A 19,869-nucleotide genomic window follows, 5' to 3' on the forward strand; every position below is an offset into this window, starting at 1 on the left:
ATCTATGCTATTTTTCTTGTAATTTTTTGACTGCTTCAATTTGGGATGCAAAGAAACTACTTTTTTCCGGATATTTCAAACTTAAAACAGTAAAAGCCGTGATTGCTTTTTCATACTTTTTCTGCTCCACATAAACATGTGCCAGAGTCTCTGTCATCAGATGCTCATTCTCTTGGGCACTATCTAAAGAAGCGTCAGAGAAACTATCAGATAATGAAGGACTTATTTTAGGGTTGCTTGCAATAAATTTATCTATTAACTGCCTTTGATCCGTATTTTTCAGATCCTTTTCAGCATATGAAACAGCATCCCTTTTTAAAAGATGATTCTCATTTCCTCTGTCAATGGGTTCAAACTTGCTTAACTGAAGCCACTCACGAAATGAATAAGACTCATCTTTCTTAAATTCCAATGGTTTTCCAACCCCAAGTGTTTCTTCGGGACTCTTTTCAGACTCAGCAGTAAACACCTCTGCTTTAGTGGGTTCGGCTTTGGGTTCAGGGGAAGTTTCCACAGCACTCTCCATTGACTCCTTCAGATCTGCCGGAGCGGCATGAATATCAAGGTCGTCTTTTGTAATATTATCAAAAAGAAGCGCCCTGTCGGTTGTGTAAGCAGCCGTTTTTTTGAGAAAATCATTGTATTTAAAACTACGGCGGTTTTTTAAACCATTTAAATGAAGGTAATGAGCAACCTGGAAATAAGGATATTCATCAATAATCTGCTGTAGTCCAGCAATTTGATCTTTGCGGATTCCATGAGGGTTAGTTAATATTTTATTGAATTCAATCAGGTTCATATAGTTACCATTTAGCAACGGCCGCATTGAAAATGTCCTGGGTTATTCTTTCAAAGATCTCTTCATATGCATTATCCAAAACACCTCCTGTAAGTTGCAAACTTCCGTCATAGTCACTGTAGAATGAAAATGTCTGTTCAAAATCATCCTCCTCGTTTAAACGATTATAGAACCTGACCCTCACTGCAATGGTCAAACGGTTTTGAGCGGCTGTTTGTTCTGCGGTTGCCGCAATTGGAATGATTCTGTATTGAGTTATTTCTCCTTCAAAATGAAGATCACCACCTGAATCAGTCAATTTAAGGTTGGTTTGTCTTAAAAACAGGTCCTGAAGCGCAACGGTAAATCGCTGGCTCAATGTAGGCTCAACCAAAACAGCAGTATTTGGAAAAAAATCAATTTGTATGGTTTCGGCATCACCTGTACTTCCACCTGTAAATGAATAGCTTCCGCAACCCGCAGGAATAAACAGAAACAGAAAGGAGAAAACCAAAAGAATTTTTTTCATGATCTATTAGAATGAGTTCCAAAAACCGGACTTGAGGATACAAAAACTGCTTGTATAGCAAATAAACAATTTAAGCACCGAAATCACAAATTATATTGGTTTATTTTTCTGTAAAGTGTACGCTCTGAAATTCCCAATTCCTTTGCAGCCAGTTTTCTTTTTCCTTTGTTTCTTTCCAGGGCCTGTTTAATCATTTCAACTTCCTTTTCCTGAAGAGATACAGTTTCTTCAACGGTTTCTGCATCATCAAAGGAAACAACTTCAGGATTGGGCTCAAAGGAATCTCTTTGTTCACCTGAGATAATTTCCAGTGTAGGAGCCTCATTTTCGGGCGTACTTTTACCGTAAATTTTATCAATCAGAACCTGAGTACTTTTTTCCGGCCGAGAAGGATCTTCATTTAGTAATTCCTTGGTCAGTTTTTTGAGATCTGTAATATCATTTCTCATGTCAAAAAGTATCTTGTACAATATTTCTCTCTCATTGGCAAAATCACTTTCCTGTTTACGATCTGATACCAGTGCGGGAAGGTTCTGATTATAATCGGGTAGGTAGGATCGCAATATAGGCCCTGTAATATTTCTGTTCTGTTCAATAACAGAAATCTGTTCCGTAAGGTTTCTTAGTTGCCTGATATTACCTTTCCACTGATTGGATACCAAAGCTTCAATAGCCTCATCATCCAGCCGAATGGTCGGCATTTTGTATTTTTGGGCGAAGTCGGCCGCAAATTTTCGAAACAAGAGATGAATATCATCAGGTCTGTTACGCAATGGGGGTAGAAAAATTTCAACGGTACTCAAACGATAATACAAATCCTCTCTGAATTTTCCTTTTTGAATAGCTTCAGACATATTGAGATTGGTGGCGGCCACGATCCTGACATCGGTCTTTTGAACTTTTGAGGAACCAACCTTAAGAAATTCTCCGTTTTCAAGAACCCTGAGTAACCTCACTTGTGTTGTTAACGGAAGTTCACCTACCTCATCAAGAAAGATGGTTCCTCCGTCGGCGACCTCAAAATAACCGCTTCGTGTTTGTGAAGCTCCTGTAAAGGACCCTTTTTCATGGCCAAAGAGTTCGCTGTCAATGGTCCCTTCAGGGATGGCACCACAGTTTACGGCAATATATTTAGCATGCTTTCTATGCGAAAGGCTGTGAATAATTTTAGGGATGACTTCTTTACCCACCCCGCTTTCTCCCGTTACCAGAACAGAAATATCGGTTGGTGCAACACGCATGGCTTTTTGCAAAGCCAGGTTTAACAGGTTGTTGTTACCAATGATTCCAAAACGTTGTTTAATACTTTGTAATGAGTCCAAAACAATCTATTTAAAGGCATTTCCTCCAGACTTACAGTGTCAGAATAGCCTGTTCATTCTTATGATACCCTCGTTCCAATCAAAGTAGCAGAGGTACAGTCATCGATTCTTACCATTACCAGGTCTCCAATTTTTTCATCTCCTTTTGGAAAAACAGCAACTGCATTTTGAGTATTTCTACCCATCCAGTGCGCTGAAGACTTTTTCGAATCACCTTCAATTAAAATTTCAACGGTCTTCCCGACGAACTGTTCCATTCTGTAAAGACCGTGTTTTTGCTGCAGGTTGATAATTTCGGATAATCTTCTTTTTTTAACTTCTAAAGGTACATCATCTTCCATTTTTTTTGCAGCAGGCGTGCCGGGGCGTTCAGAATAAGCAAACATGAATCCAAAGTCATATTTGACATATTCCATCAGGGAAAGGGTATCCTTATGGTCCTCTTCGGTTTCGCCGGAAAAACCGGCAATCATATCCTGGGAAATGGCACAATCCGGAATGATCCGATTGATATTATCAATGAGTTCGATATATTCTTCTCTGGTATGCTGCCTGTTCATCCTTTCAAGCATCCTTGTACTTCCGGTCTGAACCGGTAAATGAATATATTTACAGATGTTGTCATATTTTGCCATACTGTGCAAAACATCGATACTCATGTCCTGAGGATTTGAGGTGGCAAATCGAATTCTCATTTTAGGGACTTCCAGGGCAACCATTTCCAAAAGTTTTGCAAAATCAATGGCTGTGGCCTGAGCGATTTCCGAGGCTTTTTTAAAATCTTTTTTTAATCCTCCCCCGTACCACAGGTAGGAATCCACATTCTGGCCCAATAAGGTAATTTCTTTGTAACCTTTTTCCCATAGATCACGTGCCTCACTCAAAATACTCTTAGGATCCCGGCTCCTTTCCCGGCCCCTGGTAAACGGAACCACACAGAACGTACACATATTGTCACATCCTCTTGTAATTGAGATAAAGGCCGAAACTCCATTGGAATTCAACCGGACAGGAGTTACATCCCCGTAAGTTTCTTCTTTTGATAAAATAACATTGATGGCATCTTTGCCACTTTCTATCTCTTTTACGAGGTTAGGAAGGTCTCTGTAAGCGTCTGGCCCAACCACAAGATCAACCATTTTTTCTTCCTCCAGGAATTTGGTTTTAAGTCTTTCTGCCATACAGCCCAGCACGCCGATCTTCATGTCCGGATTAATGCGTCGCACCCGATTGTACTTCTGAAGCCTCTTGCGAATCGTTTGCTCCGCTTTTTCTCTAATCGAACAGGTATTTACGAGCACCAGGTCAGCTTCTTCAAGTAATGGAGTAGTGTTAAAACCTTCTTCGGCAAGAATCGAAGCAACGATCTCGCTGTCGTTCAAATTCATCTGGCATCCGTAACTTTCAATAAAGAGTTTTTTCTTGTTTCCCTCTTTATTTTCAGTTACCAGAGCCTGTCCCTGTTTTTTTTCCTCAATTATTTTTTCACTTCCCATTTTCATTTTTTTTGGGGTTTGCAAAGATACAATCAATTTTTGTTTTTATGACATTTTGACAGAAAAAATGCGTTTCTCCTGAATCAAAAAGACTCCTTAAAAACCTGATTTTTGAACAGAAAAATTCTGATTTAAAATTTTCTATATACTTTTGCAATCTCGAAATGGGCGGTTTAGGAGAAATCATTAAGCTTTCGATTTATCCTGAATCCATCATAAAAAAAGATAATAATGTCGAAGAATTTAGTCATAGTAGAGTCACCTGCCAAAGCCAAAACCATTGAAAGATTTTTAGGAAAGGATTATGTGGTAGAATCCAGTTTTGGCCATATTGCGGATCTGCCATCCAAGGAGCTTGGTGTTAATGTTGACGGGGATTTTAAACCGAATTATACGGTTTCTGCAGATAAAAAGGCAGTTGTCAAAAAATTGAAATCTTTAGCTAAAAAGGCTGATACGGTCTGGTTGGCCAGTGATGAGGACCGTGAAGGGGAAGCTATTGCCTGGCATTTGTATGAGCAGCTGAAACTAAAAGATGAAAATACAAAGCGAATTGTGTTTCATGAGATAACCAAAAAAGCGATTCTTAAGGCTATAGAGAATCCTAGAAGCATCAATTATAATCTTGTGAATGCTCAGCAGGCCAGAAGAGTTCTTGACAGATTAGTAGGATATGAGCTTTCACCGGTTTTATGGAAAAAAGTAAAGGGAGGTCTTTCTGCAGGACGCGTTCAGTCTGTTGCTGTCAGGCTCATTGTTGAAAGAGAAAGAGAAATTGAAAATTTTATCCCCGAAGCTTCTTATCGGGTAGTCGGAGAATTCATCAATAAGAATGGTAAAAAGTTTAAGGCAAAACTTCCCAAGAATTTTAAAACAAGAGAAAAAGCAGAATTGTTCCTGGAGTCTTGTAAAGGTGCTTTGTTTATAATAGATGACCTTTCAACCAAGCCGGCAAAAAAATCTCCGGCGGCACCGTTTACCACCTCAACCCTGCAACAGGAAGCCTCCAGAAAATTATATTTTCCGGTGGCCAAGACAATGGTTGTGGCCCAAAGATTATATGAGGCCGGTTTGATTACTTATATGAGAACAGACAGTGTAAACCTGTCAGATGATGCCAAGAAGGCTGCTCAGGAAGAAATAGTTGCATCCTATGGAGAATCATTCAGCAGTCCTCGTGATTTTACAACGAAATCAAAAGGCGCTCAAGAGGCGCACGAAGCCATAAGGCCAACCAATATGAGTTCAAAAACTGTATCGGTGGAAAGTGATCAGGCAAGATTATACGAACTAATCTGGAAACGTACCCTTGCCTCTCAGATGAGCGATGCCAGACTTGAACGAACCAATGTACGAATTGCCAATGACAAGAATGAGGAAGTTTTTACGGCAAATGGTGAAGTGATAACCTTTGAAGGTTTTCTCAAGGTGTATCTCGAAGGAAATGATTCAGAGGAGGAAGATCAGGCCGGAATGTTGCCAAAACTGGCTGTTAATGAAATTTTGGAGAATACCTATATTAATGCAACCGAAAGATATACGAAAGCTCCGTACAGGTATACGGAGGCATCTCTTGTAAGAAAGCTGGAGGAATTGGGAATAGGGAGGCCATCTACTTATGCCCCTACCATCTCAACGATTCAAAGAAGAGAATATGTGATAAAAGGAACGGTAGAAGGAAAAGACAGAAGCTATACCGAGCTGACGCTTTCAAACGAAGAGATCAGTGCAAAGACGCTTATTGAAAAGGTAGGAGCAGATAAAGGGAAAATGGTTCCCACGGATATTGGAAAGATTGTTAATGATTTTTTGGTCGAGAATTTTTCTTCGATTATGGAGTTCAGTTTTACGGCTGATGTTGAGAAGGAGTTTGATGAGATCGCTGATGGTAAAGAAAACTGGACCCAGATGATCAAGGATTTCTACACCACTTTTCACGATTCAGTGGAAGATGTTTCAGAAAATGCGGATCGTGCCAAGGGTGAACGACTTTTGGGAGTGGATCCGGAGTCAGGTAAAAATGTTTATGCTCGCCTGGGAAGATTTGGAGCCATGGTACAGATAGGGGAGGCCACCGATGATGAAAAACCCAAATTTGCAAGTTTGCAGGGAGAGCAGACATTAGGTACGATTACTTTTGAGGAAGCGATGGATTTGTTCAGGTTGCCAAAGGCCTTAGGTGATTATGAAGGTGAAGAGGTAGTCGTTGCCAATGGCCGGTTTGGCCCTTATGTTAGATTCGGTAAATCATTTGTGTCACTGGCCAAAGATGATAATCCTTTGTCAGTGTCACTTGACAGAGCCATTGAACTCATCGAAGAAAAACGTCAGGCAGATGCCCCGATCGCTGAATATGAAAGCCTGCCTGTCCAGAAAGGAGTTGGCAGATTTGGACCTTTTATAAAGTGGAACGGCATGTTTATCAATGTGAACAGGAAATATGATTTTGAAAATTTGTCCTATTCAGATATCGTTGAGCTCATTGAAGCCAAAAAGCAGAAGGAAATTGAGAAGGTTGTTCATAACTGGGAAGAAGAAGGAATCCGTGTTGAAAAAGCGAGATGGGGAAGGCATAATGTATTAAAAGGTAAGATAAAAATTGAATTACCAAAGACAGTTGATGCTCAAGCGCTTACCTTGGATGAAGTGAAGGAAATTATTGAGAAACAGGCACCCAAAAAAACGGCTCGCAAAAAGAGAACAGCAAAGAAGAAATAGTAGTAATGATTCATAATTCGAAGTCCTTTTAATTGAATAATTGAAAGGACTTTTTATTTTTTGTAAACACTAATCGCAAGGAAATGGAAATTTAATTACATTGCGGCGATTTCATCTTTAACAATATCATATGAGTCTGGAGCTTCTTTTACCCGTGGAAGAAAAAGCAGTTGCCCACACTGCACTTCAATCAGATCTGTCGCTGGGAAAAAATATTAAAATACATTCTAAGCAGGACGGACTCCCTGAGCTGGAAGATATCAATATAGCCATTCTTGGCGTAACTGAGGCACGAGGCGCTGTAGATAATATTGGAACCGGAAAAGGACTTGATATTATCCGAAAATTCATTTATCAGATGTTTCCGGGAAACTGGCACATGAAAATTGCGGACCTTGGAAATATTCCGAAAGGCAAGGAGATTGGCGATTCGTATTTTGTCATTCAGGAAATAATTGGCGAATTGCTTGAAAGAAATATTATTCCGGTAATAATTGGAGGAAGCCAGGATATTACGTATGCCTGTTATCGGGCCTATGACAGGTTGAATAAGCCTGTTAACATTGTATCTGTGGATAACAGATTTGATCTTGGCGAAATGACCCCTAAACTGAATTCGCATAATTACCTTCATTATATTGTTATGGATAAGCCTAACAATATGTTTAATTTCAGCAATATCGGTTTTCAGACCTTTTTCAATTCTCAGGAAGAAATAGATCTGATGGACAAGTTGTATTTTGACGCCTACAGATTGGGCCAGGTAACAAATGATATTACTTCGGTTGAACCCGTTCTCAGGGATGCTGATATCGTAAGTATTGATCTTGGAGCCGTTAGGATTAGTGATGCCCCGGCAAATAATAATGGGGTACCTAATGGATTTTTTGGAGATCAGATCTGTGCTATTAGCAGATATGCAGGTATAAGTAACAAGGTGTCTTCCTTTGGAATCTACGAATTCAATCCCAAATTTGACCAACGTGAAAATACGGCACATCTCATCGCCCAGATGGTTTGGTACTTTATAGAGGGAGTAAATCTCAGGATTAATGAATATCCCCTGGAGTCAGTAAAGAACTATAAAAAATATATCGTTTTGGTTGAAAACGAAACGATCAATTTCTACAAAAGTGATAAAAGTGAGAGATGGTGGATGGAGATTCATTACAGCCATAATAATTCGGATAAATCCACGTTAATACCATGTACTTATCATGATTATTTAACAGCGAATAATCAGATAATTCCGGAAAGATGGTTAAAAACCTTTAGAAAATTGAATTAGTACACACTAAACTAGGTTTTTTAACGTTCTTAGGGAACAAAAGAATAGATTTTGTGTGGAATTTTTGTGATTATTTTTAATCAACACACCGATTTAAAAGTTGTATCAATAAGTTTTAATGTAACAATAACATCTTGTTAGAAAAGTAAAAATTATGAAAAAGTTATCCCTAATCCTACTAGTAAGTGTCTTTGGTTTCCTTATCAGTTGTAAATCTGGTAATGACAGAGGTCAGTTAGTGGGCGTTTCGGCAAATAAGAAATTTTTTCCAGAAAAGCCATTTGGAATGGTGCTTATACCCGGTGGTGCGTTTACCATGGGTAAAGGTGATGAGGATGTAGCCGGTGCTTTTAGCGCCCCTTCCAGAACCGTTACCGTCAGACCATATTATATGGACGACACAGAGATCACCAACAGTGAATACCGTGAATTTGTTTTCAGAGTTAGAGATTCTATCCTGAGAACAAAACTTGCTATTTTGGCCGAGGAGGCTGCAATAGGTGGCGGAGCTCCTGTTGAGCAGCGTAAAGGTGATGTGAGCGGAATTTCTAAGTATGCATTTAAAGAGCAGGATAGTACGGACAATGCCTACTATCAGTATATGATGGATAACTATGGAAGTTTGGGAGATATTAACTCTCCAACAGAAGGACGTTACCTGAACTGGGACGTGGAACTGGTTTGGAACACCAATGAGTTCCCGGATCAATACTATGCTGAGGCCATGGATAGTCTTTATCTTCCTATAGACGAATCTGTTGAGAGAAAAAGAAAAATTGATACGAGAAAACTTAAATATGTTTACCAGACTTTTGACAGAGCAAGTGCTGCAAAGAGAAATGGAAGTTCAAAAGATTTTCTTAAGAAAATTGAAGTAGCCGTTTATCCGGATACAGCAGTTTGGGTAAAAGATTTTAACTACTCTTATAATGATCCAATGCATCAGGATTACTTCTGGCACCAGGCCTATAATGAATATCCGGTAGTTGGAGTAAGCTGGAGTCAGGCGAAGGCTTTTTGTAACTTCAGAACACAAAAAAGAAACGATTACCTGGCTGGTAAGAAAAAAGGAACAGGCAGAGAGCCAAGTTTCAGATTGCCTACAGAAGCAGAATGGGAGTACGCGGCACGAGGAGGATTGGAATATGCTAAATACCCTTGGGGAGGACCATACACAATTACTGACAGAGGATGTTTCCTTGCAAACTTTAAACCTGAAAGAGGTAATTATGCAGCCGACGGAGCCTTGTATACAGTTGAAGCAAGATCATACAATGCCAATGACTACGGTCTTTACAACATGGCAGGAAATGTTTCGGAGTGGACCGATACGGCTTATAACCCATCTTCTTATTACTTAGGATCTACAATCAACCCAAATGTAGTGGATGATACAAACCAAAGAAAAGTGATACGAGGAGGTTCCTGGAAGGACGTGGCTTATTTCCTTGAAGTTGGAACCAGAGATTATGAATATGGTGATTCAGCAAGAAGTTACATCGGATTCAGAACTGTTCAGGATTACATGGGAACAAAAATGACCGAGAAAAATAAATAAGAATTTAATAAAAACGAATAATAAAATAGCTTAATCAATAATAATTAAAAATCAAGAATTATGGCACAATCTAAAGCAAAAAAGAAAATGTTCAACATGGCCTATGGCCTGGGAGCAGCAGTAGTAATTTTAGGAGCACTTTTTAAAATTGCTCACTTCCCGGGAGGAACAGAAATGTTGACCATTGGGATGATCGTTGAAGCAGCAGTATTTGCATTATCTGCATTTGAACCTGTAGAAGAAGATTTAGACTGGACGAATGTATATCCTGAATTGGCAGGAGGAGACGCAAAAGATAAAGAAGAAGCAAATGATGCTCAGGGATTATTATCTCAAAAGTTGGACGACTTATTGCAGGAAGCTAATCTTGATGCAGAAAAAATAGGAAGATTATCTGACAGTATCAGCAGTTTTGCAGGTGCGGCAGAAGGTATTAAGCCGGCAACGGATTCCATCGCGGCATCGAACAGATATGCAGAGCAATTATCTGTAGCTGCCATCGAATTAGAATCTTTGAATAGTATGTATATCATCCAGAAAGAAAATGCTGAACGTCAGGCTTCATTGAACCAGGAAACTTTAGATAACGCAGAGCGTTTAAAAGAACAAATGGAATCTCTGGCTACAAACCTTTCATCATTAAATGGTGTTTACGGAGGTATGCTATCAGCCATGTCAAATAGAAATTCATAGAGTTATAATTATTTAACAAACTCAATTATTAACCCTATAAAAACTAATTAGAATGGCATCAGGAAAGCAATCTCCAAGGCAAAAAATGATTAATTTGATGTATTTGATTTTCATCGCTATGTTGGCAATGAATATGTCAAAAGAAGTTTTGCAAGCCTTTGGACTAATGGACAACAAGCTGGTTGCGGCAAATGACGCAGCGACAGTCAGGAATAAAAGATCTTACGAGGATCTCGCTCTTAAAGCGGTAGAACAATCTGAAAAGTATGCCGATGAAAAGGAGAAAGCAGATAAGATAAAAGAGCTGTCTGAAAGTTACTACTCCTACTTGGAAGGTATTAAAGAAGAAATGAAGGCCACGGTTGATGATCCTACTGATTATCAGACAATGGATTCCGGGAAGTTTCTGGATGAGAAGTTCTTCAAAGGGAACGACGGTGAATACAGAGAAGCCGGACAGGAGTTCCTTGACAGAATGAATAACTACAGAACTGAGATTTCCGCCGTAATCGGAGAGGGAGGAGAAGGAATGAAGACGGATGTGGAAGCAAGGTTTTCTACTGATAAAGTAACAAACAGAGAAGGCAAAGAGAGATTTTGGTTAGACTTTAACTACAAAGGATTTCCTCTGGTTGCTTCTATCACTAAAATGACTCAGATTCAGGCGGATATCAAAACTACTGAATCAGAGGTATTAGGATCAATGTTACAAGGTCAGATGGCCAGTGATGTGTCAATGAATAATTATCAGGCGATTTTGATCCCAAATAACCCTGCAACGTTACAAGGTGAGAATTTTCAAGGAAAGATCGTTCTGGGAAGATATGATGGTTCATTAAAACCTACAAAAGTTGTAATCAATGGAAAGGAAATCACCAATATTAAAGATGGTGGAGCGATCCTTGACTTCCCTGCAGGTAACGTAGGAGAAAACGAGATCAAAGGTAAATTCATCTTTATGGAAAACGGGGAACCCGTTGAAATCCCGGTTGAAACCTCTTATGCCGTTGTTGCCAAGCCGAATAGTGCCGTAATTTCAGCAGATAAGATGAACGTAGTATACAGAGGTGTTCAGAATCCAATTACAGTTTCTGTTCCTGGTGTAGCTGATAACGCTGTAAAAGCAACAGCTCCGGGTCTGAAAAAAGTAAAAGGTATTGGAAAATATGTTATGGCTCCTGGTAAAGGTAGAGAGGTGAAAATTACCGTTAGTGCAAAATTACCCGACGGAACACCTATTTCTTCGAGTCAGATGTTTAGAATTAAAGATATTCCGGCTCCGGTTGCTGCGGTAAGAGGAGAGTACGGTATGATCAAGATGCCTAAAAGTACATTACAAAAGGCAACAATAAGTTCAATGTTACCAGATTTCGTATTTGATCTTAAGATCAATACAACAGGGTTTAGTGTCAAAGTGCCAGGACAACCAACCGTAATTGTTAAAGGTAACAAATTCGATTCTTCAGCGATAAGAGTGTTGAACAAAGCCAGAAAAGGTGACGTAGTGATCATATTTGATATCAAGCAAAAATTAGTGGGGAATTCGGGATACTACCTGAAGAACGCTTCTCCGGTAAACGTTGAAATTACAAACTAATCTATATAGAATTATGAAATTGAAAAGTTTAATAATAGCAGTAATAGGATTACTTTCTGTTGGATCAGTGAGCGCTCAGGCTAACTTGCTGAACGCACAGATCCCGGAACAGGTAGGTATGAAAACGCCAGAGCAGCTTGCTGCGGATAATGACAGGCCCTTACCATACGGTTATATTGATGATAGAGACATCCTGTGGTCAAAGGTGGTCTGGGAATATGTAGACCTTAATGAGAAGATCAACATGCCTTTCTATTACCCTGTAGATACAAGTAATATCAGTTCTACCAGAAGATCACTTTATGATACTTTGTTGAGAGGGATCAAAAGCGGAGAAATCATTGATGTCTATGACGATTCCTATTTTGAAGATAAGTTGACTCTTAAGGATATTTCAGGTCGATTGGCAAGAATTGACACCTCTGACGCGGGTATCGAAAGATTGAATGCAGGTGAAGAGTTAACTGATGAATATGTTGACCGAAGAGATATTACAGCGGGAGATATAGAAGGATTCAGGATCAAAGGAGTCTGGTATTTTGATAAAAGACAAGGAGAGCTGAAATACAGATTACTTGGTGTTGCTCCAGTTGCTCCGGATGTAAACTTCATTGACAGTGAAGGTTCACAAGATGAATTAATCGAATTGTTCTGGGTATGGTATCCGGGAGCTCGATACACAACACATGATATGAAGGTATTTAATCAAAAGAATTCAGCTTATCCGTTATCATATGATCATCTTTTGAATGCGAGACGCTTTAACGCGATCATTTACAGAGAAGAGAATATTTATGGCAACAGAGATGTAGCAGAATATATAAAGGGAAATTCACTTTTTCAAGTTTTAGAATCTGATAAACTTAAAGAAGACATTCGAGATAGGGAGCTCGATATGTGGAATTACTAATTACTGAGTTAATAAGGAAAAAGCCTCTGCTGAAAAGCAGGGGCTTTTTTATTGATTCAATGCCCTTGGTTTTTTCTGTCATCTTTCTTTATCAATGCATTATCTTTGATCCCTGAAAAACAGAATAATTGATTTTTTTTGGATAAACCGATAGATTATATCATTGTAGGGTTGGGATTGGCAGGTTTGGCCTTTGCTGAAGAATTGGAGGCACAAGGTAAAACCTATATGGTTTTTGAGGATAATTCTCAGACTTCGTCACAGGTTGCCGGAGGTATGTATAATCCGGTTATACTGAAGCGCTTCACTCCGGTATGGAATGCACAGGAACAATTAGAGGTCGCTATTCCGTTTTACGGGTTTCTGGAAAAAAAGCTATCGGGCCTGTTTGATGAACAGTTGCCGATTTACAGAACTTTCAAAAGTTTTGAAGAGCAAAATAACTGGTTCATAGCTGCAGATAAGCCTGTTCTGCAGGAGTACATGGATCCGGAACTTGCAGAGGTTGAAGCCAAACATGTTATTTCTCCTTTCAAGGCGGGGAGATTAAAGCATACGGGCCGAATCAGGGTAAAAGAATTATTAAATGCGTACAGAGACAAATTAGCATCGAAAAATCTGCTGAGATTAGAACAATTTCGATATGAAAGGATCATTACCTGGGAGGATCATTTGGAGTATGGGGAAGTAAAAGCCGGAAGAATTGTTTTTTGCGAAGGAAACGGAATAAAGAAAAACCCTTTTTTTAACAATTTACCTTTGACAGGGACCAAAGGTGAGTTGATCACGATTCACGCTCCTGATTTAGAATTGAATTACGTGGTTAAATCTGCTGTTTTCATTATGCCCTTAGGAGATGACAAATATAAAGTAGGGGCCACATTTAACTGGAAAGATAAGACGAATTTACCTACCACGGAAGGACGGGCCGAATTAGAAAAGAAACTTAAAACGGTGATCAATTGCGAGTACAGGGTAGTGGGGCACGAGGCTGGCGTCAGGCCTACAACGGGAGACAGGAGACCCCTGATTGGAGTGCATCCTGATAATGAAAGATTTGCTGTTTTAAACGGACTTGGCACAAGAGGTGTAATGATCGCTCCCCTTATGGCTAAAAAATTATATCAGTTTATTGAAAACGGTCGTCCTCTGGAAAAAGAAATAGACATCAGGAGGTTTAAGTCAAAACATTGACTCACAATTATTTAATTTTTTTCTTTTGGAAATGTACAAACATATTGATATACAAAAGCCGTGAGATTCTCATCACGAAGGGGTTCGAGACAACCAGAATGATCACTATGGCAATGAAAGCTGGAATCAGTTCAAGACCGATAAGATAACAAATAACAAAGACGGCAACAGCCATGGCTACGGTCAAAGCGTAAGAGACATACATGGCTCCATAAAAAAACGAAGGTTCAATCATGTACTTGAGGCCACAGGAACTGCATTTTTCATGAATCTTCAGGTTGTTTTTAAAAGTCAGGGAGGCTGAGGATTGAAAGAAATCACCTTCTTGACAACGAGGGCATTTATTATGGAGGACACTATAGAGTTTCGAGCCTTTTTTCAACATTGCAGATTCGTAAGTTTCAATTACTTTTGCAAAGATAAATTTATTAATACAGAATAATGCTGAATGCCCATGATATTACCGTCTCTTTCTCAGGAGAAGAACTGTTTTCAGGTATTACATTTAAATTGAACGCCGGAGATAGAATAGGACTTGTAGGTAAGAACGGAGCCGGAAAATCAACTTTATTAAAAATTGTTGCAGGGGAACAGGAATACGATCGCGGATCTATGGCTTTTGATAAAGACATCAGCCTGGGATTCTTGAAGCAGGACATTGATTTTGAAGAAGGGCGAACGGTTATTGAGGAGGCTTATCAGGCTTTTAAAGAGATAAAGAGTATTGAAAAGAAACTCGAAGGTGTTAATAAACAGCTGGCAGAACGCACTGATTATGACAGTGAAATTTATCATAATTTAATGCATGATCTCGATGAACTTTCCCATCGTTACGAATTGATTGGGGGATATAATTATCAGGGCGAAACGGAAAAGATCCTGGCGGGCCTTGGATTTAAACAGGAAGATCTGCATAAAAAGACAGATACTTTTTCCGGGGGCTGGAGAATGCGAATCGAACTGGCCAAATTATTGTTGCAGCATCATGATATTCTTCTGCTTGACGAGCCTACCAACCATCTGGATATAGAATCCATTATCTGGTTTGAAAACTTTTTAAAAGGATTTGGCGGGGCAATTATGATGGTTTCACATGATAAGATGTTTCTTGATAATGTTACGAACCGGACCATTGAAATTTCACTGGGTCAGATTTATGATTACAAAAAGCCCTATTCCCAATACCTTTTGTTGAGGAGCGAAATCAAAGAAAAACAATTGCAGGCCCAAAAAAATCAGGAAAGAGAGATCAAACATACCGAACAGCTCATTGAAAAGTTCAGGGCCAAGGCGAACAAGGCCTCCATGGCTCAGTCACTGATAAAAAAGCTGAACAGGGTGGAAAGGATTGAAGTTGATGTGGAAGACAATGCGGTAATGAATGTCAGATTTCCGATGTCAGTGACCCCGGGTAAGGTTGTAGTTGAGGCCTATGATGTCGCCAAGAACTATGGGGATATTCAAGTGCTGCAAGATGTAAATATGCTTTTGGAAAGGGGAAGCAAAATAGCTTTTGTAGGACAAAACGGTCAAGGCAAATCAACCCTGGCAAAAATCATGGTTGGCGAGATAGAATTCGACGGAGAACTGAAACTGGGGCATAATGTACAGATTGGATATTTTGCCCAGAATCAGTCGGAATACCTGGACGGGGAACTAACGGTTCTTGAAACCATGGAGAACGAGGCAAATGACGGAAACAGGGTGAAGGTAAGAGATATGCTTGGATCCTTTTTGTTCAGAGGTGATGAGGTTGAAAAAAAGGTCAAGGTGCTTTCAGGAGGAGAAAGGAACAGGCTTGCCCTTTGTAAAATGCTGCTTCATCCGTTTAATGTTCTGATCATGGATGAGCCGACAAATCATCTGGACATAGCATCCAAGAATGTCCTCAAAAATGCTTTAAAACAGTTTGAGGGTACGCTTATTCTTGTCTCTCATGACAGGGATTTTTTACAGGACCTTGCTTCAACTGTATTTTCCTTCAGGGATGGTGGAATAAAGGAATATCTGGGAGATATCAATTATTTTTTGGAACAGCACGAACTTGAGGATATGAGGGCCGTGGAGATGAGAACGAAAAAGGAAAAGATTGAAGAATCTTCCTCATCGGGTAAACAGGATCATGAGCGTCAAAAAATGAAGAAAAAGCTTCAGAATAAACTTGGTAAAATAGAAAAGGAAATTTCAGATCTGGAGAAAAAAATTATAGACGATGATGCTGAAATTTCAGAGAATTTTGAACTGTTAAAGGAAAATCCTGATTTTTTTGCTTCCTATCAGGAAAAGAAAACGAAGGTTGAAAGCTTAATGAATCTCTGGGAAGAAACGCAGGAACAAATTGATGCTCTCTAGCTCATCGGATAGTTAGCTAATTGGAAGCCACCACGGGTGCGGGAGGATATTGCATCATTATATTGGTGACAAACTCATTGATACGAGCTTCTTTTTTCTCAACATTTTTATAATAAGAAAGGATACCGACTCCGATTCCCTGCCAGGCCAGTTCTTTCTTTCTAGCATCGATCAGATCGATAAAGAGTGTACCCTCCGTAGAACTTGAAACATTTGTGTACCCAAATCCGTATCCAGGCCCGTAAAATCCATATCCGTAATACCATGGATACCAGCCGTAATAGTTATTGTTGTAAATGTCAATTTTTTCTCTGCTCTTCGTAAAGATATTGACCAGTATATCCGGATTTGAGGAGGGGGTCATACCTTTTGCCCTAAGCTCTCTTTCCAGGGCACGCAAAATTCGCTTTTTGTCTAGATCAGAAATCTCCACTTTGTCAATTCCTTTTTTGTAGAATGCGTAGGTTTTATATTGTGTAAAATTTGTGGACCTGTCATAATCAGAGTAGACCGTTACAGAGGAACAGGCAACGGAAACAAGTAATAAAAAAAGGGTAGCAAGAATGTAAAATCTCTTCATAAAAAGGCTTTAAATGAAAACTTTATTACCAAGTTATTGGCATCAATAATCATACCAAAATTAGGACGGTTCCTGTTTCATGAAGGGTCAAAGTTTCTTCGATAAACAAGGATTTAAAGATTTGGCATGGTGCAACAGTCCGGAATTTTAAGGATTTTTCGGATCAAATCCATAAGGGCAATGCCTGCAGTTATTTTTACAGCAGTACCCCCTTTTTAAATGATAAGCGGCAGTAAAAACCTTATAGCCTTCTTTACTGTAGTAGAAGTCTTCGGGTTCTAACTTATTATTGTTAAATTGCATTTTAGTCATTTCTAAATGTGAAAAATTGTGGTTCTCAAATATCAGAATAGTCTTTTCACAAGGATGGGCAAAAATAAGTATTTCTGAATTAGTACCAGTTAATTAGTGGAGGTTTATTGAAAAGGGGTTTATGAATCAGGTCAGTTGCAATCAAAGCATTGAATTAGAGAGTTTAAAGGGCAGAGGTATCCGTTTGTCTGTAAAGCGCGAAGATCTTCTTCATCCTTATATTTCCGGAAATAAGTTTAGAAAATTGAAATATAATCTGGAAGAGGCCGTGAGCAAGGGCCACTCCACTCTTTTAACCTTTGGAGGGGCTTATTCCAACCATATCAGTGCTTTGTCATATGCAGGTAAGCTAAAGGGTTTTAAAACCATAGGCATTATTCGAGGAGATGAACTATCCAATAACCTCGAAAAAGTTCTGAAGGAAAACCCTACGCTGAGATTTGCCCATTCCAACGGAATGAAATTCAAGTTTGTGAGCCGATCAGAGTACAGAGAGAAAGAGAATCCTGAATTCATTGAATCGCTGTTTTCAGAGTTTGGGAACTTTTATTTGGTTCCGGAAGGAGGGACTAATGCGCTGGCCGTTAAAGGCTGCGAAGAGATTTTGACCCAAGATGATCTGTCCTTTGATTACATTTGTGTATCCGTCGGTACGGGAGGGACTATATCGGGTCTTATTAATAAAGCGGGCAAAGCACAAAAGGTTTTGGGATTTCAGAGTTTAAAAGGAGATTTTTTAGAGGACTCAATCCGAAAAAACACAGGTGATGCAAAGCGTTGGGAACTGCTAAAAGAGTATCATTTTGGAGGATATGCGAAAATCAATGAAAAATTGATTAGTTTTATCAACGATTTTTATCAACAAACTACCATTCCTTTAGATCCTGTTTATACCGGCAAGATGATGTTCGGTATCATGGATCTTGTCAAAAAAGATTTATTTAAAAGTAACAGTTCGATACTTGCCATTCATACCGGAGGATTACAAGGGGTTGAAGGAATGAATCAGCGCTTATTGAAAAGAAAATTACCATTGATCAAAATATGAGATACATCAGATTATACAGTTTGCTTTTTTTGAATGCGTTGCTATTCATTTCATGCGGTAGTAATAAATCATCGGCAGAAAAATCCAAAAAGAAAGAGATCGATATACGGCAAGAATATTTATATGCTGAGAGCGATGCTATTTTTGAATCTTTTGAAAGTGAAAATAAGGGAAAGGTCAACGATTTCACAGTTGCCTATATTGGTACCTATAAGAATATAGCCATAGATAAAATGGAACGCTATAAGATTCCTGCCAGTATTACGCTGGCTCAGGGTATTCTGGAATCAGGAAACGGATTGAGTACCCTGGCTAAAAAATCGAATAATCATTTTGGCATAAAATGCCATTCGGGCTGGAAAGGAAAACGCGTTTATCATGATGATGATAAAAAGAATGAGTGTTTTAGGAAGTACCCAACGGCAGAAGGCTCATTTAATGACCACTCAAAATTCCTTACCTCAAGAGGGCGTTACGAATTTTTGTTTGAATTGAGACCGGATGATTATAAGGCATGGGCCAAAGGGTTAAAAAAAGCAGGATATGCAACGGATAGAAAATACCCTAAAAAGCTGATCTCATTTATTGAAAATTTTGAATTGTACAAATACGATGAACTGGTTCTTGATGAAAAGGCTTATCGTAAATATGTGAAGAATGAAGACCCGGACTGGAAAAGGGAGAGGGATCGTATAGAGGAAATTTCAGAAAGTTATGCCAGTGTTGAGAATAAAATTGATGATAACGATATCTTTATTACAGTAGTTAAAGGAGATACGCTTTATTCGATTGCAAGAAATAATAATCTCTCCGTGGAGGAATTGAAAAAGATGAACGGGCTGGACTCTAATGAAATCAGTATCGGCATGAAATTACTGGTAACCAAATAAAAAACCACCCAAAAGCGGGTGGTTCATGTCTAAACTCAAGATTAATCTAATTCAAGCAATTTATCTTTGATGCATTCTCATTTTTTTGGCGTACTGTTCTTTTCTTCCCTTTAGCATATGACTTTTTTTATCCCTTGATTTTTTCCAAACCTTGTACTGCTCCTCATTCAGTAATTTTTTCATCTCATTTTGGTGAGCAATTTGAGTGTCAAGCATAGCATTCATATGTTTGAATTTTTGATCCGAAGTCATTTCCTCCTTGTTCAAGGCTTTTAATTCAGCTTTTTTGGCTTCTTTTTCCTTGGCCCATTTTCTATTGAGTGCGAGTAATTGATCTTGCTGGTTTTGATTCAAATCCAGGTGAAGGGCCATTTTCTTTGTTTTCAGAATGGCTTGTTGCTCAGGAGTGAAATCCTGCATTTGCTGTCTTGGTTTTCCTTCTTTTTGACCGTAAGCCATTATCGATGTTACTAAAAGTAAGCTTGCTATAAGATTTTTCATTTTTATAAATTTTAGATTTACCCTTATGACAGACGTTCAGCTTTAAAGTTTAATCCGAAATTGTAAAATTTTTGTTAAAACCTTGGATCAAACTGCATGGCCG

18 protein-coding genes are annotated in these 19,869 nt (G+C 39.0%); 10 read left to right on the forward strand and 8 right to left on the reverse strand.

Annotated features, from left to right (window positions below; all coding sequences use genetic code 11):
- Positions 1-7: 7 nt before the first annotated feature.
- The 4 genes from LCM02_RS14730 to miaB form a co-directional block, all read right to left on the reverse strand.
- A complete protein-coding gene (locus LCM02_RS14730; protein WP_224931674.1) occupies positions 8-799 on the reverse strand; it encodes a hypothetical protein in 792 nt (263 codons plus the stop codon).
- A 4-nt stretch (positions 800-803) separates the two neighbouring features.
- Positions 804-1,307 (reverse strand): LptE family protein, encoded by a 504-nt coding sequence (locus tag LCM02_RS14735; protein ID WP_224931676.1) that lies wholly within the window; start codon positions 1,305-1,307, stop codon positions 804-806.
- An 83-nt stretch (positions 1,308-1,390) separates the two neighbouring features.
- On the reverse strand, positions 1,391-2,629 hold the full coding sequence (locus LCM02_RS14740; protein ID WP_224931678.1) for a sigma 54-interacting transcriptional regulator: 1,239 nt from the start codon (positions 2,627-2,629) through the stop codon (positions 1,391-1,393).
- 59 nt (positions 2,630-2,688) lie between these two features.
- Positions 2,689-4,125, reverse strand: a complete 1,437-nt coding sequence (gene miaB / locus LCM02_RS14745; protein ID WP_224931680.1) for a tRNA (N6-isopentenyl adenosine(37)-C2)-methylthiotransferase MiaB — start codon at positions 4,123-4,125, stop codon at positions 2,689-2,691.
- A gap of 231 nt (positions 4,126-4,356) precedes the next feature.
- Between miaB and topA the strand changes: the two genes are divergently transcribed.
- The 7 genes from topA to LCM02_RS14780 all read left to right on the forward strand — a co-directional run bounded on the left by topA (position 4,357) and on the right by LCM02_RS14780 (position 14,083).
- Positions 4,357-6,843 (forward strand): type I DNA topoisomerase, encoded by a 2,487-nt coding sequence (gene topA, locus LCM02_RS14750; protein ID WP_224931682.1) that lies wholly within the window; start codon positions 4,357-4,359, stop codon positions 6,841-6,843.
- A gap of 130 nt (positions 6,844-6,973) precedes the next feature.
- A complete protein-coding gene (locus LCM02_RS14755; protein ID WP_224931684.1) occupies positions 6,974-8,131 on the forward strand; it encodes a formimidoylglutamase in 1,158 nt (385 codons plus the stop codon).
- 154 nt (positions 8,132-8,285) lie between these two features.
- Positions 8,286-9,689 (forward strand): T9SS ring complex lipoprotein PorK/GldK, encoded by a 1,404-nt coding sequence (gene porK / locus LCM02_RS14760; protein ID WP_224931686.1) that lies wholly within the window; start codon positions 8,286-8,288, stop codon positions 9,687-9,689.
- 60 nt (positions 9,690-9,749) lie between these two features.
- A complete protein-coding gene (gene porL, locus LCM02_RS14765) occupies positions 9,750-10,382 on the forward strand; it encodes a type IX secretion system motor protein PorL/GldL (RefSeq protein ID WP_224931688.1) in 633 nt (210 codons plus the stop codon).
- A 52-nt stretch (positions 10,383-10,434) separates the two neighbouring features.
- A complete protein-coding gene (gene porM / locus LCM02_RS14770) occupies positions 10,435-11,979 on the forward strand; it encodes a type IX secretion system motor protein PorM/GldM (protein WP_224931690.1) in 1,545 nt (514 codons plus the stop codon).
- A 13-nt stretch (positions 11,980-11,992) separates the two neighbouring features.
- Positions 11,993-12,889: a type IX secretion system ring subunit PorN/GldN gene (gene porN, locus LCM02_RS14775; RefSeq protein WP_224931692.1), complete on the forward strand. Its 897-nt coding sequence runs from the start codon at positions 11,993-11,995 to the stop codon at positions 12,887-12,889.
- Between the two features lie 138 nt (positions 12,890-13,027).
- A complete protein-coding gene (locus tag LCM02_RS14780) occupies positions 13,028-14,083 on the forward strand; it encodes an NAD(P)/FAD-dependent oxidoreductase (protein ID WP_224931694.1) in 1,056 nt (351 codons plus the stop codon).
- Between the two features lie 7 nt (positions 14,084-14,090).
- On the opposite strand, the gene LCM02_RS14785 is transcribed toward LCM02_RS14780, so the two are convergent.
- A complete protein-coding gene (locus LCM02_RS14785; protein ID WP_224931696.1) occupies positions 14,091-14,468 on the reverse strand; it encodes a DUF983 domain-containing protein in 378 nt (125 codons plus the stop codon).
- 56 nt (positions 14,469-14,524) lie between these two features.
- Here LCM02_RS14785 and LCM02_RS14790 point away from each other — a divergent pair, with 56 nt between their 5' ends.
- Positions 14,525-16,435: an ABC-F family ATP-binding cassette domain-containing protein gene (locus tag LCM02_RS14790; protein ID WP_224931698.1), complete on the forward strand. Its 1,911-nt coding sequence runs from the start codon at positions 14,525-14,527 to the stop codon at positions 16,433-16,435.
- A 16-nt stretch (positions 16,436-16,451) separates the two neighbouring features.
- On the opposite strand, the gene LCM02_RS14795 is transcribed toward LCM02_RS14790, so the two are convergent.
- Both LCM02_RS14795 and LCM02_RS14800 read right to left on the reverse strand, forming a co-directional pair.
- Positions 16,452-17,015: a DUF4136 domain-containing protein gene (locus LCM02_RS14795; RefSeq protein ID WP_224931700.1), complete on the reverse strand. Its 564-nt coding sequence runs from the start codon at positions 17,013-17,015 to the stop codon at positions 16,452-16,454.
- A 147-nt stretch (positions 17,016-17,162) separates the two neighbouring features.
- Positions 17,163-17,327, reverse strand: a complete 165-nt coding sequence (locus LCM02_RS14800) for a DUF5522 domain-containing protein (protein ID WP_394369948.1) — start codon at positions 17,325-17,327, stop codon at positions 17,163-17,165.
- A gap of 121 nt (positions 17,328-17,448) precedes the next feature.
- Here LCM02_RS14800 and LCM02_RS14805 point away from each other — a divergent pair, with 121 nt between their 5' ends.
- Positions 17,449-18,375 carry a 1-aminocyclopropane-1-carboxylate deaminase/D-cysteine desulfhydrase gene (locus LCM02_RS14805; RefSeq protein WP_224931704.1) on the forward strand — a complete coding sequence of 309 codons (927 nt, stop codon included), beginning with the start codon at positions 17,449-17,451 and terminating at the stop codon, positions 18,373-18,375.
- Positions 18,372-19,265: a glucosaminidase domain-containing protein gene (locus tag LCM02_RS14810; RefSeq protein ID WP_224931729.1), complete on the forward strand. Its 894-nt coding sequence runs from the start codon at positions 18,372-18,374 to the stop codon at positions 19,263-19,265. Before LCM02_RS14805 ends, LCM02_RS14810 begins: the two co-directional genes overlap by 4 nt.
- A gap of 60 nt (positions 19,266-19,325) precedes the next feature.
- On the opposite strand, the gene LCM02_RS14815 is transcribed toward LCM02_RS14810, so the two are convergent.
- Positions 19,326-19,766, reverse strand: coding sequence for a hypothetical protein (locus LCM02_RS14815; RefSeq protein WP_224931731.1), 441 nt, complete (start codon positions 19,764-19,766; stop codon positions 19,326-19,328).
- Between the last annotated feature and the right edge of the window lie 103 nt (positions 19,767-19,869).

Origin of the sequence: Lutimonas saemankumensis, from assembly GCF_020171465.1 — a bacterium.
Lineage (GTDB): Bacteria > Bacteroidota > Bacteroidia > Flavobacteriales > Flavobacteriaceae > Lutimonas > Lutimonas saemankumensis.

Bases quoted from the DNA above. Each gene is read 5' to 3' on its own strand.
- LCM02_RS14730 (WP_224931674.1), bottom strand. From the start codon at position 799: ATGAACCTGATTGAATTCAATAAAATATTAACTAACCCTCATGGAATC.
- LCM02_RS14735 (WP_224931676.1), bottom strand. From the start codon at position 1,307: ATGAAAAAAATTCTTTTGGTTTTCTCCTTTCTGTTTCTGTTTATTCCT.
- miaB (WP_224931680.1), bottom strand. From the start codon at position 4,125: ATGGGAAGTGAAAAAATAATTGAGGAAAAAAAACAGGGACAGGCTCTG.
- topA (WP_224931682.1), top strand. From the start codon at position 4,357: ATGTCGAAGAATTTAGTCATAGTAGAGTCACCTGCCAAAGCCAAAACC.
- LCM02_RS14755 (WP_224931684.1), top strand. From the start codon at position 6,974: ATGAGTCTGGAGCTTCTTTTACCCGTGGAAGAAAAAGCAGTTGCCCAC.
- porK (WP_224931686.1), top strand. From the start codon at position 8,286: ATGAAAAAGTTATCCCTAATCCTACTAGTAAGTGTCTTTGGTTTCCTT.
- porL (WP_224931688.1), top strand. From the start codon at position 9,750: ATGGCACAATCTAAAGCAAAAAAGAAAATGTTCAACATGGCCTATGGC.
- porM (WP_224931690.1), top strand. From the start codon at position 10,435: ATGGCATCAGGAAAGCAATCTCCAAGGCAAAAAATGATTAATTTGATG.
- porN (WP_224931692.1), top strand. From the start codon at position 11,993: ATGAAATTGAAAAGTTTAATAATAGCAGTAATAGGATTACTTTCTGTT.
- LCM02_RS14785 (WP_224931696.1), bottom strand. From the start codon at position 14,468: ATGTTGAAAAAAGGCTCGAAACTCTATAGTGTCCTCCATAATAAATGC.
- LCM02_RS14790 (WP_224931698.1), top strand. From the start codon at position 14,525: ATGCTGAATGCCCATGATATTACCGTCTCTTTCTCAGGAGAAGAACTG.
- LCM02_RS14795 (WP_224931700.1), bottom strand. From the start codon at position 17,015: ATGAAGAGATTTTACATTCTTGCTACCCTTTTTTTATTACTTGTTTCC.
- LCM02_RS14800 (WP_394369948.1), bottom strand. From the start codon at position 17,327: ATGACTAAAATGCAATTTAACAATAATAAGTTAGAACCCGAAGACTTC.
- LCM02_RS14805 (WP_224931704.1), top strand. From the start codon at position 17,449: ATGAATCAGGTCAGTTGCAATCAAAGCATTGAATTAGAGAGTTTAAAG.
- LCM02_RS14810 (WP_224931729.1), top strand. From the start codon at position 18,372: ATGAGATACATCAGATTATACAGTTTGCTTTTTTTGAATGCGTTGCTA.
- LCM02_RS14815 (WP_224931731.1), bottom strand. From the start codon at position 19,766: ATGAAAAATCTTATAGCAAGCTTACTTTTAGTAACATCGATAATGGCT.